Genomic DNA, 18027 nt, shown 5'->3' with positions numbered 1-18027 from the left:
CGGATCAGCATTGGGCGCGGCTCTTTTCCTTCTCTGCGCGTTGCAGGACCGGCGTCGCGCTCGGGAAGCGGCGGGCCAGTTCGGCGAAGGACGAGCAGGCGGCCTGGTTCTCGCCGAGCCGCTTCAGCGAAATGCCCAGCTTGAGCAGGCTTTCGGCGGCCTTCTCGTTCTGCGGATAGTTGGTCGAGCTCTTCAGGAAGCTGTCGGCGGCCTTGCGGTATTCGCCGCTGGTGAAAGCGGCCTCGCCGAGCCAGAAATAGGCCGAGCCGGCCAGCGGGTCGTTCGAATTGGTCCGCACGAATTCCTCGAAGCCGTCCGAGGCGGCGCGGTAATTGCGCTGCACCAGGGCGTTATAGGCGCGGTCGTATAGGGCTTGCGCCTGCGGCGTCGAGCGGGCGGCGGTGCGCACCGGCTGGCTGCTGCCGCTGCTTGCGGGCGCGGCGCTGGTCGCGGGCGGCGGGCTGGATGCGGCCGGCTCGTCGTCCGAGCCGCCGAACAGGCTGCTCAGGCCGCCGCGGCTTTTGCTGCCGCTGCTCTTGCCGCCGCCATTGCCGGACGTGTCGGGTTCGACGGTCGTGCCGAAGCCGCCGGCGCTTTCATTGCCGGTGATGTTGCGCTGGCCGCTGAAGCCGGCGCTGCCGCCACTGCTGCCGCCCGAGCGCGGCCGGTTCGCCGTGCTGTCGCCGCCGACGCTGAAGCCGGTGCCCTGCTCGGTATCGACCTCGTCCGGATCGGCCTGGGCCGCGCTGTTGGAGCCACGGCCGGGAGCAAGGCTGCCCGAGCGCCGCTCGATCTGGTCCAGCCGGCGCAGGATCTCGCCCATCTGCGAGGACAGGGTGCGCACCTGCGCCTCGAGATCGGAGGTGTCACCGCCGCCGAAGCTGCCGCCCGGACCGGTCTGCGGTCCGCCGCCGGCGCCGCCCTGAGACATGGTGGCCACCGTGCCGAGCTGGGCATTCAGATCGACGATCTGTTCCTCCAGGCGCTGCAGCCGCTTGTCGGTATCGGCATCCTGGGCGCGCGCGCCGGCCAGGGGGAGTGCGGCTCCGAGCAGCAGGAGCGCGCCAAAGAGCAGGGACGACCTTCGCATTGCGTTCTCACATTTACGCTTCGAGAATGGGATTGAGGTCGTTCTTAGCAAAGATGACCGTCCGGGGCCAGTCCCGCCGTCCCGCATCCCCGGGATTTCACAATTGCCCCGAGGGAACGGGCGGATGAGCTTGGCCAGGTGGGGAGATTTTGGTGGGGTCGGTGGCAAGATTGAGATCGATCGTGCAGCGCATTTGACTGCCTCGCCTTCCCCCCGGGCGTCGTGCCGGACACCGCGAAGCGGTGAGCCCGGACCCATTGGCCGCCCCGCAATTGCCGAGGCAATATGAGGGGAGGGTAGGCCCCGGCTCTAACGGCCGCGGCGACGGTTAATACCCTGCGCCGCCCCCTTGGCTGACCACGGTCACGACCCGGCGGTTCTGCGACCAGCAGGAAATATTGGCGCAGACCGCAACCGGGCGCTCCTTGCCGTAAGACACGGTCTTGATCCGGTCCGGGCTGATGCCGCGGGCGGCGAGGAAATGCTTGGCATTGGCGGCGCGCTGCGCGCCAAGGCCGATATTGTATTCGCGGGTGCCGCGCTCGTCGGCATGGCCTTCCAGGATGACTCGATATTGCGTGTACTGATTGAGCCAGGCCGCCTGGGCGGCGAGGATCTGCTGGGCTTCGGGGCTCAGCTCGACCTGATCGGTGGTGAAATAGACGGTGTCGCCGATCCGTGCGGAAAACTCGCGGGCGGAGCCCGGCACGATCGGGCCGCTATCGCCTTCGGAACTGGTCTGGGCGGGGCTCAGCCCGGCCATCGGCTGGCCTCTCGAACAGGCCGCCAGCAGCAGCAGAACGGCAAGGCCGGCAATCGTCCGCGTGACCGCAAAACGGGACATGGTGCGCTCCTCAACTCAGGGAAAACCCGAGCTAGGAAAGTGCGGCCCGTCTGGTTAATGAATGGTTATGGAAATGGGGATGCTGCAAGTTTGTGGTGCAAAAGGCGCAGGCGCCTCAACTTGCGGAGGCAGCAGCGAGCAGGGCAGGTCTCCCCCATGATGAAGAACGCCGTGGACACCAGCGAAAGATACCGGCGCACGGCGTTTTCAAAGACCTGAAGCCCCGCTTCGCTACAAAGCGATTTAGCGGACGACGGCGACGGAAACGTCGGCAGCGCCGAGCTTCAGCGGCTCGCCGCCAACTTCCTTACGGCATGCGCCGAGCGATGCGGCAGCAGCAATGATCGTCGCAACGACGATGACGCCCTTCAAACCCTGCATGGTCTTCTCTCCTCTGGTTAAGCGGCCCGCAAGCCACTCTCAGTAGCTAGCCGAGCGGGGGATGAATTATCAAGCTGGCTGGGGGTTTCGAGTGACTTTTTGCAAGGTGTATGATGCGAAAATGCCACGAGGAATCAGGGCGATCCGCAGATGTTCCCACTCCGCTATACAAGGCGGACCGGGGATTTGACGATAAAGTGTAAGTATACGCCAATTGCCTATTTCATGAGCGGGGACCAGGACGGGTCCGACGCGAAGGCCGAAGTCGGCAGCACGCGCTCGTTGTAGCCGGTCAGATCGATGGTGAAAAGCCGGGGTCCGCCGCTCTCCCCTTGCGACTCCCGGAAGAAGGTCAGGACACGTCCGTTCGGCGACCAGCTCGGCCCCTCATTGTGGTAGCCCTCGGTCAGGATGCGCTCGCCGCGCCCGTCCGGCTGGATGACGCCGATCAGGAATTGCCCACCGATCTGCTTGGTGAAGGCGATGAGATCGCCGCGCGGCGACCAGACCGGCGTCGAATAGCGCCCGTCGCCGCCGGTGAGCTGGCGCTGGCCGCTGCCATCGGCGTTCATGACGAAAAGCTGCTGCCGCCCGCCGGCGCGATCCGATTCGAAGACGATCTGGCGGCCGTCGGGCGAGTAGCAGGGGCCGGTGTCGATGGCCTGCGTCGTCGTCAGGCGGCGAAGCTGGCGGGAGTCGAGATCCATTTCGAACAGGTTGGAGGCGCTGTCCTGCTGCAGGCTCATGATGATGCGGTCGCCGCGCGGCGAGAAGCGCGGCGCGAAGGTCATGCCGGGGAAATTGGCGACGACTTCCTGGCGGCCCGAGGCGATGTCCATGCGGATGACGCTGGGGCGGCCGCCTTCATAGGAGGTGTAGGTGATCTCGCGGTTGTTCGGGCTGAAGCGCGGCGTCAGGACGAGGCTCGTGCCTTTGGTCAGCACGCGGAGATTCTGGCCGTCCTGGTCCATCAGCGCGAGGCGTTTGACGCGCTTGTTCCTGGGGCCGGACTCCTCGATGAAGGCGATGCGGCTGTCGAAATAGGCCTTTTCGCCGGTCAGCCGCTGATAGATGGCGTCGGCGATGATATGGCCGATGCGGCGCCAATTGTCCGATGAGGTGGTGAAGGACTCGCCGGTCAGTTCGCGGCCCGAATAGACGTCCCACAGCCGGAACTGCGCCTTGATCTGGCCGCCGCCCGCATCGGTGATCTGCCCGACGGCGAGCGCTTCGGCGTTGATGACGCTCCAGTCGCGGAAGCGCGGCGGGGCGTCGACGGTGTAGATGCGCTCGAGGAAGGCGGCGCGGTCGATGGGCTTGAACAGGCCGGAGCGCTCGAGGTCGGCGGCGATAATGCCGGTGACGGCATCGGCGAGCTGCGCGCTCTGGCCGCTGGCGCCCGCGAGGAAGGGCGAGATGGCGATCGGGATGGGGCGGATATTGCCCTGGGTGATGTCGACCTCCATCACCGCGCCGGCGGGATAGGGGGGGATGGCAAGGAAGGCAAAAATTGCAAGTAAGAACAATGTCGTGAGGCGCTTCGCTGACGCGCCCTTCGGTGGCTCTGCCGGGGACGAGTCCGGCCTTTTTGCCCTCTCCCATGGGGAGAGGGTGGCGCGGCAGCGCCGGGTGAGCGGGTAATGCCTCTCCGATAGTTTGTAACCCCTCACCCCCACCCTCTCCCACTGGGAGAGGGAGTCCGGCTGTGCATGGTGCTGGGGCATGGTGTCTCTCATCAGCCGATGATCCGGCTGGGGGCGAAGTTGGGGGAGTAGACAGGTCGCGGCTGATTGCTGCGAGTGAGTTTGGCAGGATAAGCGGCAGGAACAGGAAGAGGTGCATCGGAGGGGGGCGTGCCCTTTTCCAAGGCCCCAACCCCTCACCCCAACCCTCTCCCCAGGGAGAGGGAGTCCGGCTGCGGCGGGTTGTGAATCATGTGCTATCCCCCGATGCCCGCGCGCACTCCGCTTAACCTCTCCCAGGGGAGAGGTCGGCGCGGAGCGCCGGGTGAGGGGTTGCGGACTTTGGGTTGAGCGTTCCGCTCTCATCCGATCCTCGCCTCACGGCAGGCCGCGTCGCGTCGCGCTGAATCCTGGGCGAACATCCTCATCCGCCGAACATCCGGCTGGGGTCGAAATTCAGCAGCATGTCCCGCCATTGGCCGTATTTTTCCGGCGGCATGCGGTAGGGCTGGCATTGGAAGATGGCGCGCATGGCGCTGTCGGCGGCGGGGCGGAAGAAGGGCGAATCAAAGCTGTTGGCAAGTTGCGGCGGACGGCTGAGCGTGCCGTCCTGGTTCAGCTCGATGCGCAGCTTGACGATGATCGCGTCGCCGCCGAGGCCGCCGACAGGCGGGGTCCAGCAGCGGGCGATCTGGGCGCGGAAGGCGTCGATGTCGTTGGCGCTCATGCGGCCGTCGCGGCCGGCGGGGTCGCCATGCGATTCGCGGTCGGGCAGCGGCTCGGGCGCGGTGCCGAGCGCCTGCTCCTGCAGCGAACTCGGCTTGCGCCAGGGCTCGCGGGGGCCGTCCTGCGACGGACGCTGTCCGGCGGTCGGGTCGCGGTTGAGCAGGGCGGCGATCTGCTGCGGATCGAATTCCGCCTTGCCCTCGGCGTCGGGCGCCGGCCGTTCGGCGAGCTCGGCGATGCGGTCGCGTTGCGGCCGGGCTTGCGGCTTCGGCTCGGGGTGTTTCTCGGGCTTGGGCTTGGCTTCGGATTTGGCCGCCGCTTCCTGGCGGGGCTTGGGCGCCTCGACGCGCTTGGGCGCGGGCGGCGTTGCGGCGGGCTTTGCCGCATTGGCCGCCGGGGCCTCGGGCTTTGGCGGCGGCGTCTGTTTATCGGCCTTGGCCTCGCTGTCGGCGGGCGCGGCGGTCTTCGGCTTGGGCGGGAGCAGGGCGGCCTGCTTCTGGGCGACCGTCTCGGCGGGAGGCCGGATTTCGACGGCGGTCGGCACGACATTGGCGGGCTGCTTCTCGGCAGGCGGCGGACGGCTCGCGGTCTCTTCGCTCGCCTCGTTCGGCTTGCCCGCCTTCAGCATGGTGACGGCAGATGGCGGCGCCACCGCGACCGAGATCGGCTGCGTCTCCTTCAGCGGCTGGTGCGCGCCGAAGCTGACCAGCGCGGCGGCCAGCAGCAAGGCGTGGAGCACGAAAGAAAGCAGCAGACTCGCCCGCAAGAATTTTGCCTCATTTAGGTTGCGTCGGCTCGGCTATCAGCGAGATGTGCTGGAATCCCGCGGCGCTGATCTTCCCCATGACCTTCATCAGCAGGCCGTAATTGGCCTGCGCGTCCCCCCGGATGAATATCAGCTCCTGGGGGCCCGTCTTGGCGATGGCGGTCAGCTTCGGACCAATGTCGTCGAGAGTGATTTCCGATTCCTGAAGATAAATCCGCCCATCTTGCCCGACGCTGAATGTGAGGGGCTCCTTCTGCGTTTGCGGGGCCGAGGCGTTGGCTTCGGTGCTCGGCAGGTCGATCGGCACGCCGACCGTGAGCAGCGGCGCCGTCACCATGAAGATGATGAGCAGCACCAGCATCACGTCGACGAAAGGCGTGACGTTGATCTCGCTCATCGGCTGCCGCCGCGCCCGCCTGCCGCCGCGCGCCCGTTTCGATCCGCCCCCTTGCAGTGCCGCGCCCATGCTCTAGGCCCTCATGTCGATCTGGCGGGAGACGATGGCGATGAACTCATCGGAAAAGCCCTCGAAGCGCTGGGCGAGGCGGCCCGCCTCGGCCGAGAACTTGTTGTAGAAAATCACCGCCGGGATGGCGGCGAGCAGGCCGAGCGCCGTGGCGAACAGCGCCTCGGCGATGCCCGGCGCGACGACCGCGAGGCTGGTGTTCTTCGAGGCGGCGATGGACTGGAAGCTGGTCATGATGCCCCAGACCGTGCCGAACAGCCCGACGAAAGGCGCGGTCGAGCCGACCGTCGCCAGAAACAGCAGCCGCCGCTCGAGCCGGTCGATCTCGCGGGTGATGGTCACATCCATGACGCGCTCGATGCGGTGCTGCACCCCGGCGAGCGGACGGGCGGTGCCTTCGATGGAGCGGCGCCATTCGCGCATCGCGGCGATGAACAGCGCGCCCATGGCCGAGGCGCGCTTCTGGGTGACGATGGCGTAGAGCTCGTCGAGCGACTGTCCCGACCAGAACAGGCGCTCGAAATCCTCCGTCTCGCGGCGGGTACGGCGGAAAAGCACGGTCTTCTCGATAATCACGCCCCAGCCCCAGATCGACGACAGCACCAAGCCGATCATGACCAGCTTGACGACGATATGGGCTTGCAGAAAGAGGGCAAGAAAGGAGAAATCCGGCGCGGCGGCCTCAGGCATGCGAAGTCTCTCCATCCGATGGCGCCGGAAGCGCGCAATTTCCTTGCGACACAACCCTTGTATACGAGTCGTGACTGTGACGCCGCTTGCAGGATTCGCAAGCGGCAGTTGGGTGTTTTAGGCGGGCTGCGTCACTGTGTGGGTAATTAGGCCAAAACCTTGGCGTGTGTCACCAGGGAGATAGCTGCGAATTCCGCAGGGATATTTTTGCGCGGGGCCTGGCGGCGAGGCGAGGGAGACATGATCGTCGCCCTCCACCAAAAAGAAAGCCGGCGCCCCGGAGCGCCGGCTTATTGCGGGTCTGATGAACGGACCTGATTCGCGGGGAGCCTTTCAGGCCCTCGGACAGCATGACCCGCAAGCACGACCGGGAAATCGACGCCGGTTCCCGGAAATTTCGCGCAATTTACGGATTTGATCGTGACCGGCTCCGATTGGAGCGGTCATTGACGCGTCCTAGTAGCGGCGCCACGGACGGCGGTCACGCTCTTCCTCGCGGTCCCGGTCACGCTCGCGGTCGCGCTCTTCCTCCTCCGCCTCGTCCTCGCGGTCCTTGCGGTCGCCGATTTCCTTCAGGCAGTTCTCCGGCACCCAGGCATTGTCGAGGCGGCGCGGCTCGATCTTGCACCAGCCATATTCGGTGCATTTGGCCTTGATCTTGGTGTCGGGACGCAGCCGGATCTTGGTCTCGCAATGATGGGCGTCGCAATCGAACACGGCGGTCTTCTTGACGACGAGGAAATAGCGGATCTCGCGCTCGTCGCCCTTGTCCCGGCCACAGCAATAATAATCGGCCTTGGCGGCCCCTGATCCAGAGCCGAGCAGCGGCAGTGCCAGCAACGCGGCGAACGCGTACAGTCTCATCGTGATTGCCCCTTGGAGGTGGAAACGTTCTGCAAGATTGCGTAGTCCCAATTAACCCCCGGAAAAGTTTTTGTTTTATTAAAATTAGAACGAACTCGGCCTATCGCTAATGAAGGCTTAAAAGCGCGAAAAGGAGCCGCGAATGCTTCGCCTGTCCATGATTACGCTCGGCGTCCGGGACGTCGCGGCGGCCACGGCGTTTTATGAGGGGTTCGGCCTGGCGAGGTCGCCGGCCAGCCAGGAGAGCGTGAGCTTCTTCCAGATCGGGCACGGCGTGCTCAGCCTGTTCGGCCGGGAGGCGCTCGCGGAGGATGCCAATGCGGGCGATGTCTGGTCAGGCGCGGGCGGGGTGACGCTGGCGTATAATCTGCCGGATGAGGCAGGCGTGGACGAGGTCATGGCGCGGGCCGAGGCGGTCGGCGCGCGGATTTTGAAGCGGCCGCAAAAGGCGTTCTGGGGCGGCTATCACGGCTACTTCGCCGATCCGGACGGCCATGTCTGGGAGATCGCGTATAACCCGTTCATGCCGGTGGATGAGACCGGGGCGGTGACGTTGCCTTGAGCATGGCGGGCGCGGAAGCGCGCGAAGGCAGAGTGTGCTCGCCGACGCAGGCGTTGCGGTGTCATTCCCGCGACGGCGGCAATCCAGTACGCAGCAGTAGTCGCGTTCAGGCCGAGCCTAAGCGGTTAATACTGCCATTTACTGGAATCCCGCCTTTCGCGGGAATGACAAGAATTGGGAATGTCTAGGCCGGTCGTGGCCTAATCGCCCTCACCCGGATTGGGCGAGAAATACTTCTCCAGCTTGCCCTGTTCCTCGGCGAATTTATCGGCATCGGGGAGGCTGGGCTTCTTCACCGTGATATTCGGCCATTTCTCGGAATAATCGCGGTTGAGCTCGATCCAGGATTCCAGGCCCGGCTCGGTATCCGGCTTGATGGCGTCGACCGGGCATTCCGGTTCGCAGACGCCGCAATCGATGCACTCATCCGGATGGATGACGAGCATGTTCTCGCCTTCGTAGAAGCAGTCGACAGGGCAGACTTCCACACAATCGGTGTGTTTGCATTTGATGCAGGCGTCCAAAACGACATAGGTCATCACAGTCCTCCGCTGACTGGATCTTCGTCTTTGAAGCAAGGCTGAGTGTAACGAACCCATGCCGAAGCCCCTGTCACAAGCCTCGGCGGATACTCGCGTCCTTAACGCAAATCGCCCCGACTAGCAAGGCGCGGACTGCCGCGCCGGTGGACGGTCTGGGTTGCGCAATCCTCGGGCGAGTCCTGTGCGCGACAGCCAATCAGGAATTGCGAATCGCCGCCCCGCTCATCAAACTTGCAACAACCCCAAGCCTGGAGAGCGGATGTGCTCAATCTCACGGATGTGGAACGGCGTATTCTCATCAACCAGTCGCGCATTCTGGCCGCGCTCTATCCGCTCGAGGCCCCGGAATTCGAACGCACGATCGAGATTTTGTCCGAAGGCTATCATGAGGGCTGGCAGGATGTAGTGCTCAAGGGGCTGAAGGCGCCGTTCCCCAAGGAGGAGATGAACTTCGTCTATCAGGTGCTGGAGATGTATGACTGGCTGCAAAAGTCCTTTTATGCGATCTCGCTCGAAGACAAGGTCCAGCTCAAGGAACAGACGCTGGTCTTCCCCGGCTTCGACCCTCGGACCGAGCGCAGCCACCAAGCCTATGCGACTTTCCTGATCGAGCGCCTCGACCGCTTTGCGTTTGTCGAGGTGACGAAGCCTCTGGCCGCGCCGGTGCCGATGCGGGCGGTCTATGAGGAGATGCTGAAGGGACTGCCCAGCTTCGGCGCCGATGTGCTGTCGGCGACGCAACTCAAGGCCGTGATCGCCTACATGTCGGCGATCAAATCACCCCCGGTGCAAACGCCTCGGCGCGCCGCGTCCTGAGCGCATCGCGCGCAGCCTTCGCCATCCTCGGCGCGCCGGACTTATGGCGGTCCACCAGCTCCGCTTCCCGCGTGCCCTGACGAAGCTCGAGCGTGTCAGCAGCAATTTGGCGATGCGCCGGAATGCGCGCCAGGACGATGGAAGCGGCAAGACCTCCGAGAGCGTGTAGAGGGCCCGGCGCATCGCCAAGTTGCTGCTCGTCGGAAGGTCATTGATCCATCCGGTCTAGCGAATGCTCCATTTCGGTTGCGTGTCTTTACAATGCAACTACAGATTTAGCCGAAAGGCACGCGGTGTCAATTAAGATTTCTTACCTATTAAGGTCTTGAGATCGGTTGCGGCTCGACTTCCGCACTGGGCGCGGGGCCTCCATTGGCGGTCGTCCCGATTTCGAACTTTGTTAATGGTACGCGCCCAATTTGCTTCAAGCTGATCTCATTATCGGGCATCTGAAAGCGTTCTTTAATGAATGGCTCCTAGATTTGGACCATCGGGCGCGGTGGAGTGCTTGCCGCCCAAAGAACAACTTGGTCAACCACCCAACTCAACCTGTTAAGTGTTCAGGAGACACGATATGTACAGCTTGATTACGGCCTTTGCTCGGGATGAGCGCGGCGCGACTTCGATCGAATACGGCCTGATTGCTGCGGGCATCGGCGTGGCGGTGATCACGCTGGTCGGCCAGGTCGGCGACGAGATCCGCGACCTGTTCACCGGCCTCGACCACCAGCTCAACAGCTTCAACAGCACCACCGGCCAATAATCAGCCGTCCTCGCTCAAGGGCAGAAGCGGTCCCGGACCCGCATTCTGCCCTTGCGATCTCTCGCCGCTCCGATGGGACGGATGCCGATGCCGAAGGCGATCAGCCAATTCTTCAGCCAAACCAGGGGAGCCGCCACGCTGGAATACAGCATGGTCATGGCGGCGGTTGTGCTGGGATTGATGTCGGCGATCGTGTCGCTGGGGGAGATTTTGAGCGGAATTTTTCAGACGGTCATTTCCGCCATCGCCCTGATGAATGGCTGACGAGCGATCGCGCGGTCAGGGGCGGCCAGCGGGCCAGATCCATATTTTAAGTATGCAGGCGCTTGCCGAGAATTCGCCAGCCTCAAATCGCCTTGAGCGAAATAATTGATTTATTTGCTTTTCCGAAGTCCCCGCGAAGGCGGGGATCCAGTACGCCGCAGCGATAAATCTCGGGCAAAGCCCTCATTTAAGTGCTGCCCTTTACTGGATCTCCGCCTTCACGGGGATGAAAAAAAACTGTGTTCGCCCAATCGACAGGGCTAGCTCACCCGCCCCGACCGACTCGGCTCATCGGAGCGCAGATCGGCCAGCACGGTCTCGCCGCCGACGACGCGCTGGCCTTCGCAGACCAGGATGCCCGACGCGCTCGGGATATAGATGTCCACGCGGCTGCCGAAGCGGATGAGGCCGATGCGGGCGCCGGCTTCGACCGGCTGGCCGTCGCGCACGAAGGTGACGATGCGGCGGGCGATCAGGCCGGCGATGCGCACCACGCCGATCTCCGTCCCCGAAGCGCTGCGAAACACCATCGCCTCGCGCTCATTGTCCTCGCTGGCCTTGTCGAGCGCCGCGTTGAGATAGAGGCCGGGAATATAGATCCGGCGCACCACCTGGCCGTCGACCGGGGCGCGGTTGATGTGCACGTCGAAGACCGACAGGAAGATCGAAATGCAAGTGTAAGGGCGGTCGGCGAGGCCGAGTTCGCTGCGCGGCGTGTCGAGCGCGACGGAGGTGATCTTGCCGTCGGCGGGGGCGATGATCAGCCCCTCGCGCACCGGCGTGACGCGCGGCGGGTCGCGGAAGAAATAGGCGACATAGCCGGTCAGCAAGAGCGCCAGCCAGCCGAGCGGCGCCCAGAGCAGGAACATCAAGATGGTGATGACGATGCCCGCGCCGACGAATTTATGCCCATCCCAATGCACGGGCACGAGCCCGGCGCGGATCGTGTCGATGAGATTATGACGGTCGTTCATGGCGGTCCCCTTGCCGTCTAAATTAAGGCGGCTCATAGCACGCAATGGCGACAAGACTTAGCGTTTTTAGGGGTTTTTCTACGGGTAGGCCTTCATTCGGCGGGGATCGGCTCGATGGTCAGCGTGCGGTCGACCAGCGGATCTCCGGACAGCTCGCGGGCACGGCGCTCGATATCATCGGCCTCGCGCTGGCGCGCCCACATGCCGGCATAAAGGCCCTGACGCTGGAGCAACTCATCGTGGCGGCCGCGCTCGACGATGCGGCCGGCATCGAGCACCAGGATCTCATCGGCATGGATGATCGTGGACAGCCGGTGCGCGATGACGAGCGTGGTGCGGTTCTGCGAGACCTGTTGCAGCGCCGCCTGGATCTGGTTCTCGGTAAAACTGTCGAGGGCCGAGGTCGCCTCGTCCAGCATCAGGATCGGCGGGCTTTTGAGGATGGTCCGGGCGATGGCGACGCGCTGCTTCTCGCCGCCCGACAGCTTCAGTCCGCGCTCGCCGACCATCGACCCGTAGCCGCCCGGCAGCATCTGGATGAAGCCGTCGATCTGCGCCATGCGGGCGGCCTCGCGCACCTCTTCATCCGTGGCGCTCGGGCGGCCATAGCGGATATTATATTCGATGCTGTCATTGAACAGCACCGTGTCCTGCGGGACCATTCCGAGCGCGGCACGCAAGGAGTCCTGCGTCACCTCCGCGATGTCCTGGCCGTCGATCAGCACCCGCCCGGAGGTGGTTTCGTAGAAGCGGAAGAGCAGCCGCGAGATGGTCGATTTGCCCGCGCCCGAGGGGCCGACGATGGCGACCATCTTGCCGGCAGGCACCTCGAAATCGACGCCCTTGAGAATCTGCCGCGCCGGATCGTAGGAGAAATGCACATCCTCGAAGCGGATATGGCCCTGGCTGACGATGAGCGGGCGGGCGCCGGGAATGTCCTCGACCTCGGGCTGTTGGCCGAGCAGCTCGAACATCGCCTCGATATCGACGAGGCCCTGGCGCAGCTCGCGATAGATCATGCCGAGGAAGTTCAGCGGCAGATAGAGCTGGATCAGCATCGCGTTGATCATGACGAAATCGCCGACCGTATGCGTGCCGTTGACGACGCCGCGCGCCGCCAAGAGCATGCAGATGGTCAGCCCGATCGTGTAGATCAGCGTCTGGCCGGTGTTCAGCACGGCGAGCGAGGTATAGGTGCGCACGGCGGCCCTTTCGTAGCGCAGCATGGAGAGGTTGAAGCGGCCCGCCTCCCAGCCCTCATTGCCGAAATATTTGACCGTCTCGTAATTCAGCAGGCTGTCGATGGCCTTGGTGTTGGCCTCGGTGTCGCTGTCGTTCATCTCGCGCCTAATCGCGATCCGCCATTCGCTGGCCCAGACAGAGAACCAAATATAGAAGACCAGCGTCACCGCGATGATCAGCGAGAACAGCCAGCCGAAGAAATAGGCGGTGATGCCGAGCACCATGGCCAGTTCGACCACGGTCGGGATCGAATTCAGCATCCCCATGCGGATGATGAGTTCGACGGCGGTGCGCCCGCGCTCGACGACGCGGCTGAGCCCGCCGGTCTTGCGCTCCAGGTGGAAGCGCAGAGACAGGGCGTGCAGATGCACGAAGACCTGATTGGAGACGTTGCGCACGGCGTTCTGGCCGACGCGGGTGAACAGCACGTCGCGGATCTGGGTGAAGCCCATCATCAGCACGCGGCCGACGCCATAGGCGAAGATCAGCATGACAGGCACCAGCGCCAGCCCGGCGAAGCCGATGCCGGCGTCCGGGCCGGTCGCGCTGCCGGTCAGCCAGTCGACGGCGGCCTTGTAGGCGAGGGGCGTGGCGACGGTGATGACTTTCGCGGCCAGCAAAATGACGCCCGCTACGACCACGCGCCGCTTCAGATCCGGGCGGTCCTGCGGCCAGATGAAGGGCAAGAGGCCCTTGAACACGGCGATCGGGCCGGTCCGTCTTTCTGGCGCGCCGAAAAAGGACGCGCTGGGTGGTTCGCTTCGTTGCAGCAAGCTGTTCTCGCCAGGAGTGGGGCGCGCGCCCCGCGCCCGTTCGATGGGGTTCAGCGATATAGATGAGGGGCGGGAGAAGTTAACGCAAGTTTTTCCGCCCGGTGGTGGCCGGGTAAGGAGGCTGGCACTCACACATTAAGGTGAGAAGGGGAGTCTCTCCGCTAAGTTTCCGTCGCTTTGTCCGCCGGGGTAAAGAAGGTCAGGCGGTTGCCGAAAGGGTCCGTGAGGCGGGATTCGCGGTTGCCCCAGGGCGTCGCCTCGACGCCGGGGCGGGCGTATTTGTACGCCTTCGCCCGCAGAGCGGCGGCAAAGGCATCGACATCGTCGCTTTCGATGCGGACCTGCGCGCCGGGGCTGGCATCGCCGTAATGCTCGGACAGGTGTAGCCGGCAAACACCCGAGCTGACTTGCATGTAGAGCGGGAAGTCATCGCCGAAGCGATGCTCCCAATCCACCGTGAAGCCGAGGAAATCACAGTAGAATTCCCTCGCCTTGGCTTCGTCGAAAATGCGCAGGACCGGCGTCGGCGCTCCCAGCATCGGCGCTCAGTCCGATTTGGCGGACTTGGCCTTCGACTGGGCGACCAGCGTCGCCTGGGCTGCCGACAGCCGGGCGACCGGCACCCGGTAGGGCGAGCAGGATACATAGTCGAGGCCGACGCGCTCGCAGAAATCGATCGAGGCCGGGTCGCCACCATGCTCGCCGCAAATGCCGAGCTTGATGTTGGGCCGCACCGCCCTTCCCCGCTCGACGCCGATGGCGACCAACTCGCCGACGCCCTCCTGGTCGATGGTGACGAACGGGTCCGCCTCGATGACGCCCTTGGACGTGTACTCACCGAGGAAGCTTGCGGCGTCGTCCCGGCTCACGCCGAAGGTGGTCTGGGTCAAATCGTTGGTGCCGAAGGAGAAGAACTCGGCGGTCTCGGCGATCTCGCCCGCGCGCAGGCAGGCGCGCGGCAGCTCGATCATGGTGCCGACCTGATAGACCACGGTCTCGCCCTTCTCGCGGAACACGTCGCGGGCGACCTTGTCGATCTGCTCCTTGACGATGTCGAACTCCTTCTTGACGCTGACCAGCGGGATCATGATTTCGGGCGCAACCGGCGCGCCGGCCTTGCGGCCCGCCTCGATGGCGGCCTCGAAGATGGCGCGGGCCTGCATTTCCGCGATTTCCGGATAGCTGATGGCGAGGCGGCAGCCGCGATGGCCGAGCATCGGGTTGAATTCGTGCAGCTCGGCGAGCCGGTGCCGGATCTTGGCCTCGTCCGCGCCCAGCGCTTCGGCGACCTCTTTGATTTCGGCATCCGTATGCGGCAGGAATTCATGCAGCGGCGGGTCGAGCAGGCGGATGGTCACCGGCAGCCCGGCCATGATCTCGAACAGCTCCACGAAATCCTGGCGCTGCATCGGCAGCAATTTCGCCAGCGCCGTACGGCGCCCGGCCTCGTCGGTCGCCAGGATCATCTCGCGCACGGACAGAATGCGGTCGCCGTCGAAGAACATATGCTCGGTGCGGCTGAGGCCGATGCCTTCGGCGCCGAATTCGCGGGCCTGCTTGGCGTCGCGCGGCGTCTCGGCATTGGCGCGCACCTTCATGCGGCGGATTTCGTCGGCCCAGATCATCAGCTTGGCGAAATCGCCGGACAGCTCCGGCTGGATCATCGGCACCGCGCCGAGGATGACCTGGCCCTTGCCGCCGTCGATGGTGATGATGTCGCCCTCGCGCAGCACGGTGTCGCCGATCGACATGGTGCGCGCCTTGTAGTCGATGCGGATCGAGCCCGCGCCGGAGACGCAAGGCCGCCCCATGCCGCGCGCGACAACGGCCGCGTGCGAGGTCATGCCGCCGCGCGCGGTCAGAATGCCGGCGGCGGCGTGCATGCCGTGAATGTCCTCGGGGCTGGTCTCGGTGCGCACCAGGATGACGGTGTGGCCGCTACCTTTTAGGCTCTCGGCCTTATCGCTGTCGAACACGATCTCGCCGGTCGCCGCGCCAGGGGAGGCGGGCAGGCCGGTGGTCAGGATATGCTTGTCGGCCTTGGGGTCGAGCATCGGGTGCAGGAGCTGGTCGAGCTGGCCGGGGTCGATGCGAAGGATGGCTTCCTCGCGGGTGATGACGCCCTCATCCGCCATGTCGACGGCGATGCGCAGGCCGGCCTTGCTGGTGCGCTTGCCGGAGCGCGTCTGCAGCATCCAGAGTTTTCCCTCCTGGATGGTGAATTCGACGTCCTGCATGTCGCGGTAGCGAGTTTCCAGCTTGTCGTAGATGGCGGTCAGCTCGGCGAAGACCTCCGGCATCAGCGCTTCGAGCGAGGGCTTGGTGTCGCCCGCGCCGATGCGCGCCTCCTCGGTCAGGTTCTGCGGCGTGCGGATGCCGGCGACGACGTCCTCGCCTTGCGCGTTGACCAGGAACTCGCCGTAAAGCTTCTTTTCGCCGGTCGAGGGGTTGCGGGTGAAGGCAACGCCCGTCGCGCTGGTCTCGCCGCGATTGCCGAACACCATGGCCTGGACGTTGACGGCGGTGCCCCAATGGTCGGGGATGCCGTGCAGCCGGCGATAGGTGATGGCGCGGGCGTTCTTCCAGCTATCGAAGACCGCCGCGATGGCGCCCCAGAGCTGCTGATGCGGGTCCTGCGGGAAGGGCTCGCCATGCTCGCGCTCGACGGCTTCCTTATATTCGGCAACGATCTTTTCCCAATCGTCGGCTTCGAGGTCGGTGTCGAGATCGGCGCCGGCCATGCTCTTGTAATTGTCGAGGATCTCCTCGAAGACGTGATGATCGACGCCGAGCACCACGTCGGAATACATCTGAATGAAGCGGCGGTAGCTGTCATAGGCGAAGCGCTTGTCGCCCGCCTTCGCGGCAAGGCCCTCGACGGTCGCGTCGTTCAGGCCGAGATTGAGCACGGTATCCATCATGCCCGGCATCGAGGCGCGCGAGCCGGAGCGCACCGAAACCAGCAGCGGGTTGCTCGCATCGCCGAAGGTGGCGCCGACCGTCTGGCCGACGATGGCGAGGGCGGCCGCGACTTCGGCCTTCAGCGCGTCGGGGAATTGCTTGTTGCCGTCATTGTAGATGGCGCACATCTCCGTGGAGATGGTGAAGCCGGGCGGGACCGGCAGGCCGATATTCGACATCTCGGCCAGATTGGCGCCCTTGCCGCCGAGCAGGTCGCGCAGGTCGGCCGAGCCGTCGGCGCTGCCGGGGCCGAATTTATACACAAAACCATCATGCTTCTTCGCCGCCGGGGCGGCCGGCTTCGCATCGGCACCCGGCGCAGCGCCGTTTTGAGCGGGCTGGGCCTGGCGCGGCTTGGGAGCGGTGCCCTGCAGGAATGTCGCCATGTTCTCGGCGAGCCGGACATTGTTTTCCAGCGACTGCTTGATCAGATCGTAGAAGATATTCGTGGGCATCAACCTATCCCGTCATATGCTCTTTCGGCGAAACTTTCCGTCAGATGCGATTTGGAGAGGGCCCGATCAATCGCCGCCAAAGACGGACGGCAAGATGTAACCGACTTACTTGCAGGACTTCAAGGCCCGCGCGTTCTCTAGGCAAACGGCGCGACGATAGGCAGCCGCCCGTTGCGCAGAAAGCGGCCGTCCGGAATGCGCCGCGCTGGGTGGACCGGGTGGTGGTAGAAATAGACCCAGGCCTGCAGCGCCTCTCTTGAATGCAGTCTCACTGGCACGATAACGCGTTGATAGGCTTGCGGTTCGGGCTGTTTGACGCCGCAGCCTTCATATTCGTCGAGCCAGGCGAACGTGCGGCCCGGATTGAGCAGCCTGACTGCGTCGCCATGCACGATTTCGCCCGGCTTTTCGGTCGGTACCGCGCCCGGATAGGCGCCGATCCTGTAGAGCCGTCCCGGCATGGCGGCAGGCCCCAGATAGGCGCTTTCGGCGGCCAGCCGCCGCGCCATCCCATGGCCGGAGCCCGGCCGCAGCGTGCCGTAGATGAACAAGGCGTCCGTCCGAAGGAACTTGTCCAATTGTCTCAATCCTGACACGACCCGGCGGCATGGCAAGGGCCGCAAAATACCCATTTGCGCATTTTAGGGCTACTCATGGCGCTGTCATCCCGGCTTTATGCCGCGCGCGGCCTGGCGATGATTGCCAAGCCGTGAATACGCGGATCATGCCGATTGACTTCGGCACCGGCCCGTCCAAAGTGTGAAGGCGAGGCGAGTATGTTGAGAGAACTTCTATTATCCGTTGCCAGCGGCGTGATTGTCGCGCTGATCATGCAGGTTTTCGGCGGCGGCAGCCGGCGCGATACCGGCATGCGGCAGACCATGAGCAATGTCAATTATAGCCAGCCGCGGCGGCAGCGCAGCTTCGGTGGCGGGCTGGCGCGTTTCGTGCTGGCGATCGGCGGCGGGCTCGCCCTTGCCTATAGCGTGGCGCCGTTCATCCTGCCGCGCCGGTTCCGCGATTTCGACGGCGGCTATGACCGGTTCGACGATTTCAATGGCTTCCACGCTATCACCGCCAACGCGCCGATGCTGATCCTGACCATTCTCGGCACCATCGTCATCTGGCTGCTGCTGTCCGCCTTGATGCGGCGCTGACCGGAGGCG

At 64.5% G+C, this 18027-nt stretch carries 19 protein-coding genes; 5 read left to right on the top strand and 14 right to left on the bottom strand.

Going from position 1 to position 18027, the window contains the following annotated elements; all coding sequences use genetic code 11:
* Positions 1 to 4: 4 nt before the first annotated feature.
* The 8 genes from ybgF to BLEFHOIH_RS20320 all read right to left on the bottom strand — a co-directional run bounded on the left by ybgF (position 5) and on the right by BLEFHOIH_RS20320 (position 7509).
* Positions 5 to 1090, bottom strand: a complete 1086-nt coding sequence (gene ybgF / locus BLEFHOIH_RS20350) for a tol-pal system protein YbgF (protein WP_170937287.1) — start codon at positions 1088 to 1090, stop codon at positions 5 to 7.
* 328 nt (positions 1091 to 1418) lie between these two features.
* Positions 1419 to 1934, bottom strand: coding sequence for a peptidoglycan-associated lipoprotein Pal (gene pal / locus BLEFHOIH_RS20345; RefSeq protein WP_088347867.1), 516 nt, complete (start codon positions 1932 to 1934; stop codon positions 1419 to 1421).
* A gap of 243 nt (positions 1935 to 2177) precedes the next feature.
* On the bottom strand, positions 2178 to 2315 hold the full coding sequence (locus tag BLEFHOIH_RS26865; protein WP_170937286.1) for a hypothetical protein: 138 nt from the start codon (positions 2313 to 2315) through the stop codon (positions 2178 to 2180).
* A gap of 218 nt (positions 2316 to 2533) precedes the next feature.
* A complete protein-coding gene (tolB, locus tag BLEFHOIH_RS20340) occupies positions 2534 to 3841 on the bottom strand; it encodes a Tol-Pal system beta propeller repeat protein TolB (RefSeq protein ID WP_348626060.1) in 1308 nt (435 codons plus the stop codon).
* Positions 3842 to 4421: 580 nt separating this feature from the next.
* Positions 4422 to 5489, bottom strand: a complete 1068-nt coding sequence (locus tag BLEFHOIH_RS20335; RefSeq protein ID WP_088347865.1) for a hypothetical protein — start codon at positions 5487 to 5489, stop codon at positions 4422 to 4424.
* A 10-nt stretch (positions 5490 to 5499) separates the two neighbouring features.
* Complete coding sequence (gene tolR, locus BLEFHOIH_RS20330; protein WP_088347864.1) at positions 5500 to 5955, bottom strand: protein TolR; 456 nt, start codon at positions 5953 to 5955, stop codon at positions 5500 to 5502.
* Between the two features lie 3 nt (positions 5956 to 5958).
* On the bottom strand, positions 5959 to 6645 hold the full coding sequence (tolQ, locus tag BLEFHOIH_RS20325) for a protein TolQ (protein ID WP_245297104.1): 687 nt from the start codon (positions 6643 to 6645) through the stop codon (positions 5959 to 5961).
* A 456-nt stretch (positions 6646 to 7101) separates the two neighbouring features.
* A complete protein-coding gene (locus tag BLEFHOIH_RS20320; protein ID WP_088347862.1) occupies positions 7102 to 7509 on the bottom strand; it encodes a hypothetical protein in 408 nt (135 codons plus the stop codon).
* 142 nt (positions 7510 to 7651) lie between these two features.
* Between BLEFHOIH_RS20320 and BLEFHOIH_RS20315 the strand changes: the two genes are divergently transcribed.
* Entirely contained in the window at positions 7652 to 8071 is a 420-nt protein-coding gene (locus tag BLEFHOIH_RS20315; RefSeq protein ID WP_088347861.1) for a VOC family protein, read from the top strand.
* Between the two features lie 200 nt (positions 8072 to 8271).
* Here the strand turns inward: BLEFHOIH_RS20315 and fdxA are convergent, their stop codons facing one another.
* Positions 8272 to 8610, bottom strand: a complete 339-nt coding sequence (gene fdxA, locus BLEFHOIH_RS20310; RefSeq protein ID WP_088347860.1) for a ferredoxin FdxA — start codon at positions 8608 to 8610, stop codon at positions 8272 to 8274.
* A 264-nt stretch (positions 8611 to 8874) separates the two neighbouring features.
* Here fdxA and BLEFHOIH_RS20305 point away from each other — a divergent pair, with 264 nt between their 5' ends.
* From BLEFHOIH_RS20305 to BLEFHOIH_RS26860, 3 genes are all read left to right on the top strand, one after another.
* A complete protein-coding gene (locus BLEFHOIH_RS20305; protein ID WP_170937285.1) occupies positions 8875 to 9429 on the top strand; it encodes a YfbU family protein in 555 nt (184 codons plus the stop codon).
* A gap of 574 nt (positions 9430 to 10003) precedes the next feature.
* Entirely contained in the window at positions 10004 to 10192 is a 189-nt protein-coding gene (locus tag BLEFHOIH_RS20300; protein WP_088347858.1) for a Flp family type IVb pilin, read from the top strand.
* Between the two features lie 87 nt (positions 10193 to 10279).
* Positions 10280 to 10456: a hypothetical protein gene (locus BLEFHOIH_RS26860; RefSeq protein ID WP_170937284.1), complete on the top strand. Its 177-nt coding sequence runs from the start codon at positions 10280 to 10282 to the stop codon at positions 10454 to 10456.
* A gap of 260 nt (positions 10457 to 10716) precedes the next feature.
* Here BLEFHOIH_RS26860 and BLEFHOIH_RS20290 read toward each other — a convergent pair whose 3' ends face one another.
* From BLEFHOIH_RS20290 to BLEFHOIH_RS20270, 5 genes are all read right to left on the bottom strand, one after another.
* Positions 10717 to 11430 (bottom strand): phosphatidylserine decarboxylase, encoded by a 714-nt coding sequence (locus tag BLEFHOIH_RS20290; RefSeq protein WP_088347856.1) that lies wholly within the window; start codon positions 11428 to 11430, stop codon positions 10717 to 10719.
* A 92-nt stretch (positions 11431 to 11522) separates the two neighbouring features.
* Positions 11523 to 13373, bottom strand: a complete 1851-nt coding sequence (locus BLEFHOIH_RS20285; protein WP_245297119.1) for an ABC transporter ATP-binding protein/permease — start codon at positions 13371 to 13373, stop codon at positions 11523 to 11525.
* Positions 13374 to 13606: 233 nt separating this feature from the next.
* A complete protein-coding gene (locus BLEFHOIH_RS20280) occupies positions 13607 to 13984 on the bottom strand; it encodes a glyoxalase superfamily protein (RefSeq protein WP_088347854.1) in 378 nt (125 codons plus the stop codon).
* Positions 13985 to 13990: 6 nt separating this feature from the next.
* On the bottom strand, positions 13991 to 16861 hold the full coding sequence (gene ppdK, locus BLEFHOIH_RS20275) for a pyruvate, phosphate dikinase (RefSeq protein ID WP_245297103.1): 2871 nt from the start codon (positions 16859 to 16861) through the stop codon (positions 13991 to 13993).
* Between the two features lie 137 nt (positions 16862 to 16998).
* Entirely contained in the window at positions 16999 to 17439 is a 441-nt protein-coding gene (locus BLEFHOIH_RS20270) for a gamma-glutamylcyclotransferase family protein (protein ID WP_170937283.1), read from the bottom strand.
* 198 nt (positions 17440 to 17637) lie between these two features.
* On the opposite strand from BLEFHOIH_RS20270, the gene BLEFHOIH_RS20265 reads away from it, so the two are divergent.
* A complete protein-coding gene (locus BLEFHOIH_RS20265; protein WP_125461834.1) occupies positions 17638 to 18018 on the top strand; it encodes a hypothetical protein in 381 nt (126 codons plus the stop codon).
* Positions 18019 to 18027: the final 9 nt, after the last annotated feature.

Source organism: Rhodomicrobium sp. R_RK_3 (genome assembly GCF_002198715.1).
Lineage (GTDB): Bacteria > Pseudomonadota > Alphaproteobacteria > Rhizobiales > Rhodomicrobiaceae > R-RK-3.
This window is presented reverse-complemented; position numbering and strand designations above follow the sequence as displayed.

Bases quoted from the DNA above. Each gene is read 5' to 3' on its own strand.
- ybgF (WP_170937287.1), bottom strand. From the start codon at position 1,090: ATGCGAAGGTCGTCCCTGCTCTTTGGCGCGCTCCTGCTGCTCGGAGCC.
- pal (WP_088347867.1), bottom strand. From the start codon at position 1,934: ATGTCCCGTTTTGCGGTCACGCGGACGATTGCCGGCCTTGCCGTTCTG.
- BLEFHOIH_RS26865 (WP_170937286.1), bottom strand. From the start codon at position 2,315: ATGCAGGGTTTGAAGGGCGTCATCGTCGTTGCGACGATCATTGCTGCT.
- tolR (WP_088347864.1), bottom strand. From the start codon at position 5,955: ATGGGCGCGGCACTGCAAGGGGGCGGATCGAAACGGGCGCGCGGCGGC.
- tolQ (WP_245297104.1), bottom strand. From the start codon at position 6,645: ATGCCTGAGGCCGCCGCGCCGGATTTCTCCTTTCTTGCCCTCTTTCTG.
- BLEFHOIH_RS20320 (WP_088347862.1), bottom strand. From the start codon at position 7,509: ATGAGACTGTACGCGTTCGCCGCGTTGCTGGCACTGCCGCTGCTCGGC.
- BLEFHOIH_RS20315 (WP_088347861.1), top strand. From the start codon at position 7,652: ATGCTTCGCCTGTCCATGATTACGCTCGGCGTCCGGGACGTCGCGGCG.
- fdxA (WP_088347860.1), bottom strand. From the start codon at position 8,610: ATGACCTATGTCGTTTTGGACGCCTGCATCAAATGCAAACACACCGAT.
- BLEFHOIH_RS20300 (WP_088347858.1), top strand. From the start codon at position 10,004: ATGTACAGCTTGATTACGGCCTTTGCTCGGGATGAGCGCGGCGCGACT.
- BLEFHOIH_RS26860 (WP_170937284.1), top strand. From the start codon at position 10,280: ATGCCGAAGGCGATCAGCCAATTCTTCAGCCAAACCAGGGGAGCCGCC.
- BLEFHOIH_RS20290 (WP_088347856.1), bottom strand. From the start codon at position 11,430: ATGAACGACCGTCATAATCTCATCGACACGATCCGCGCCGGGCTCGTG.
- BLEFHOIH_RS20280 (WP_088347854.1), bottom strand. From the start codon at position 13,984: ATGCTGGGAGCGCCGACGCCGGTCCTGCGCATTTTCGACGAAGCCAAG.
- ppdK (WP_245297103.1), bottom strand. From the start codon at position 16,861: ATGCCCACGAATATCTTCTACGATCTGATCAAGCAGTCGCTGGAAAAC.
- BLEFHOIH_RS20265 (WP_125461834.1), top strand. From the start codon at position 17,638: ATGTTGAGAGAACTTCTATTATCCGTTGCCAGCGGCGTGATTGTCGCG.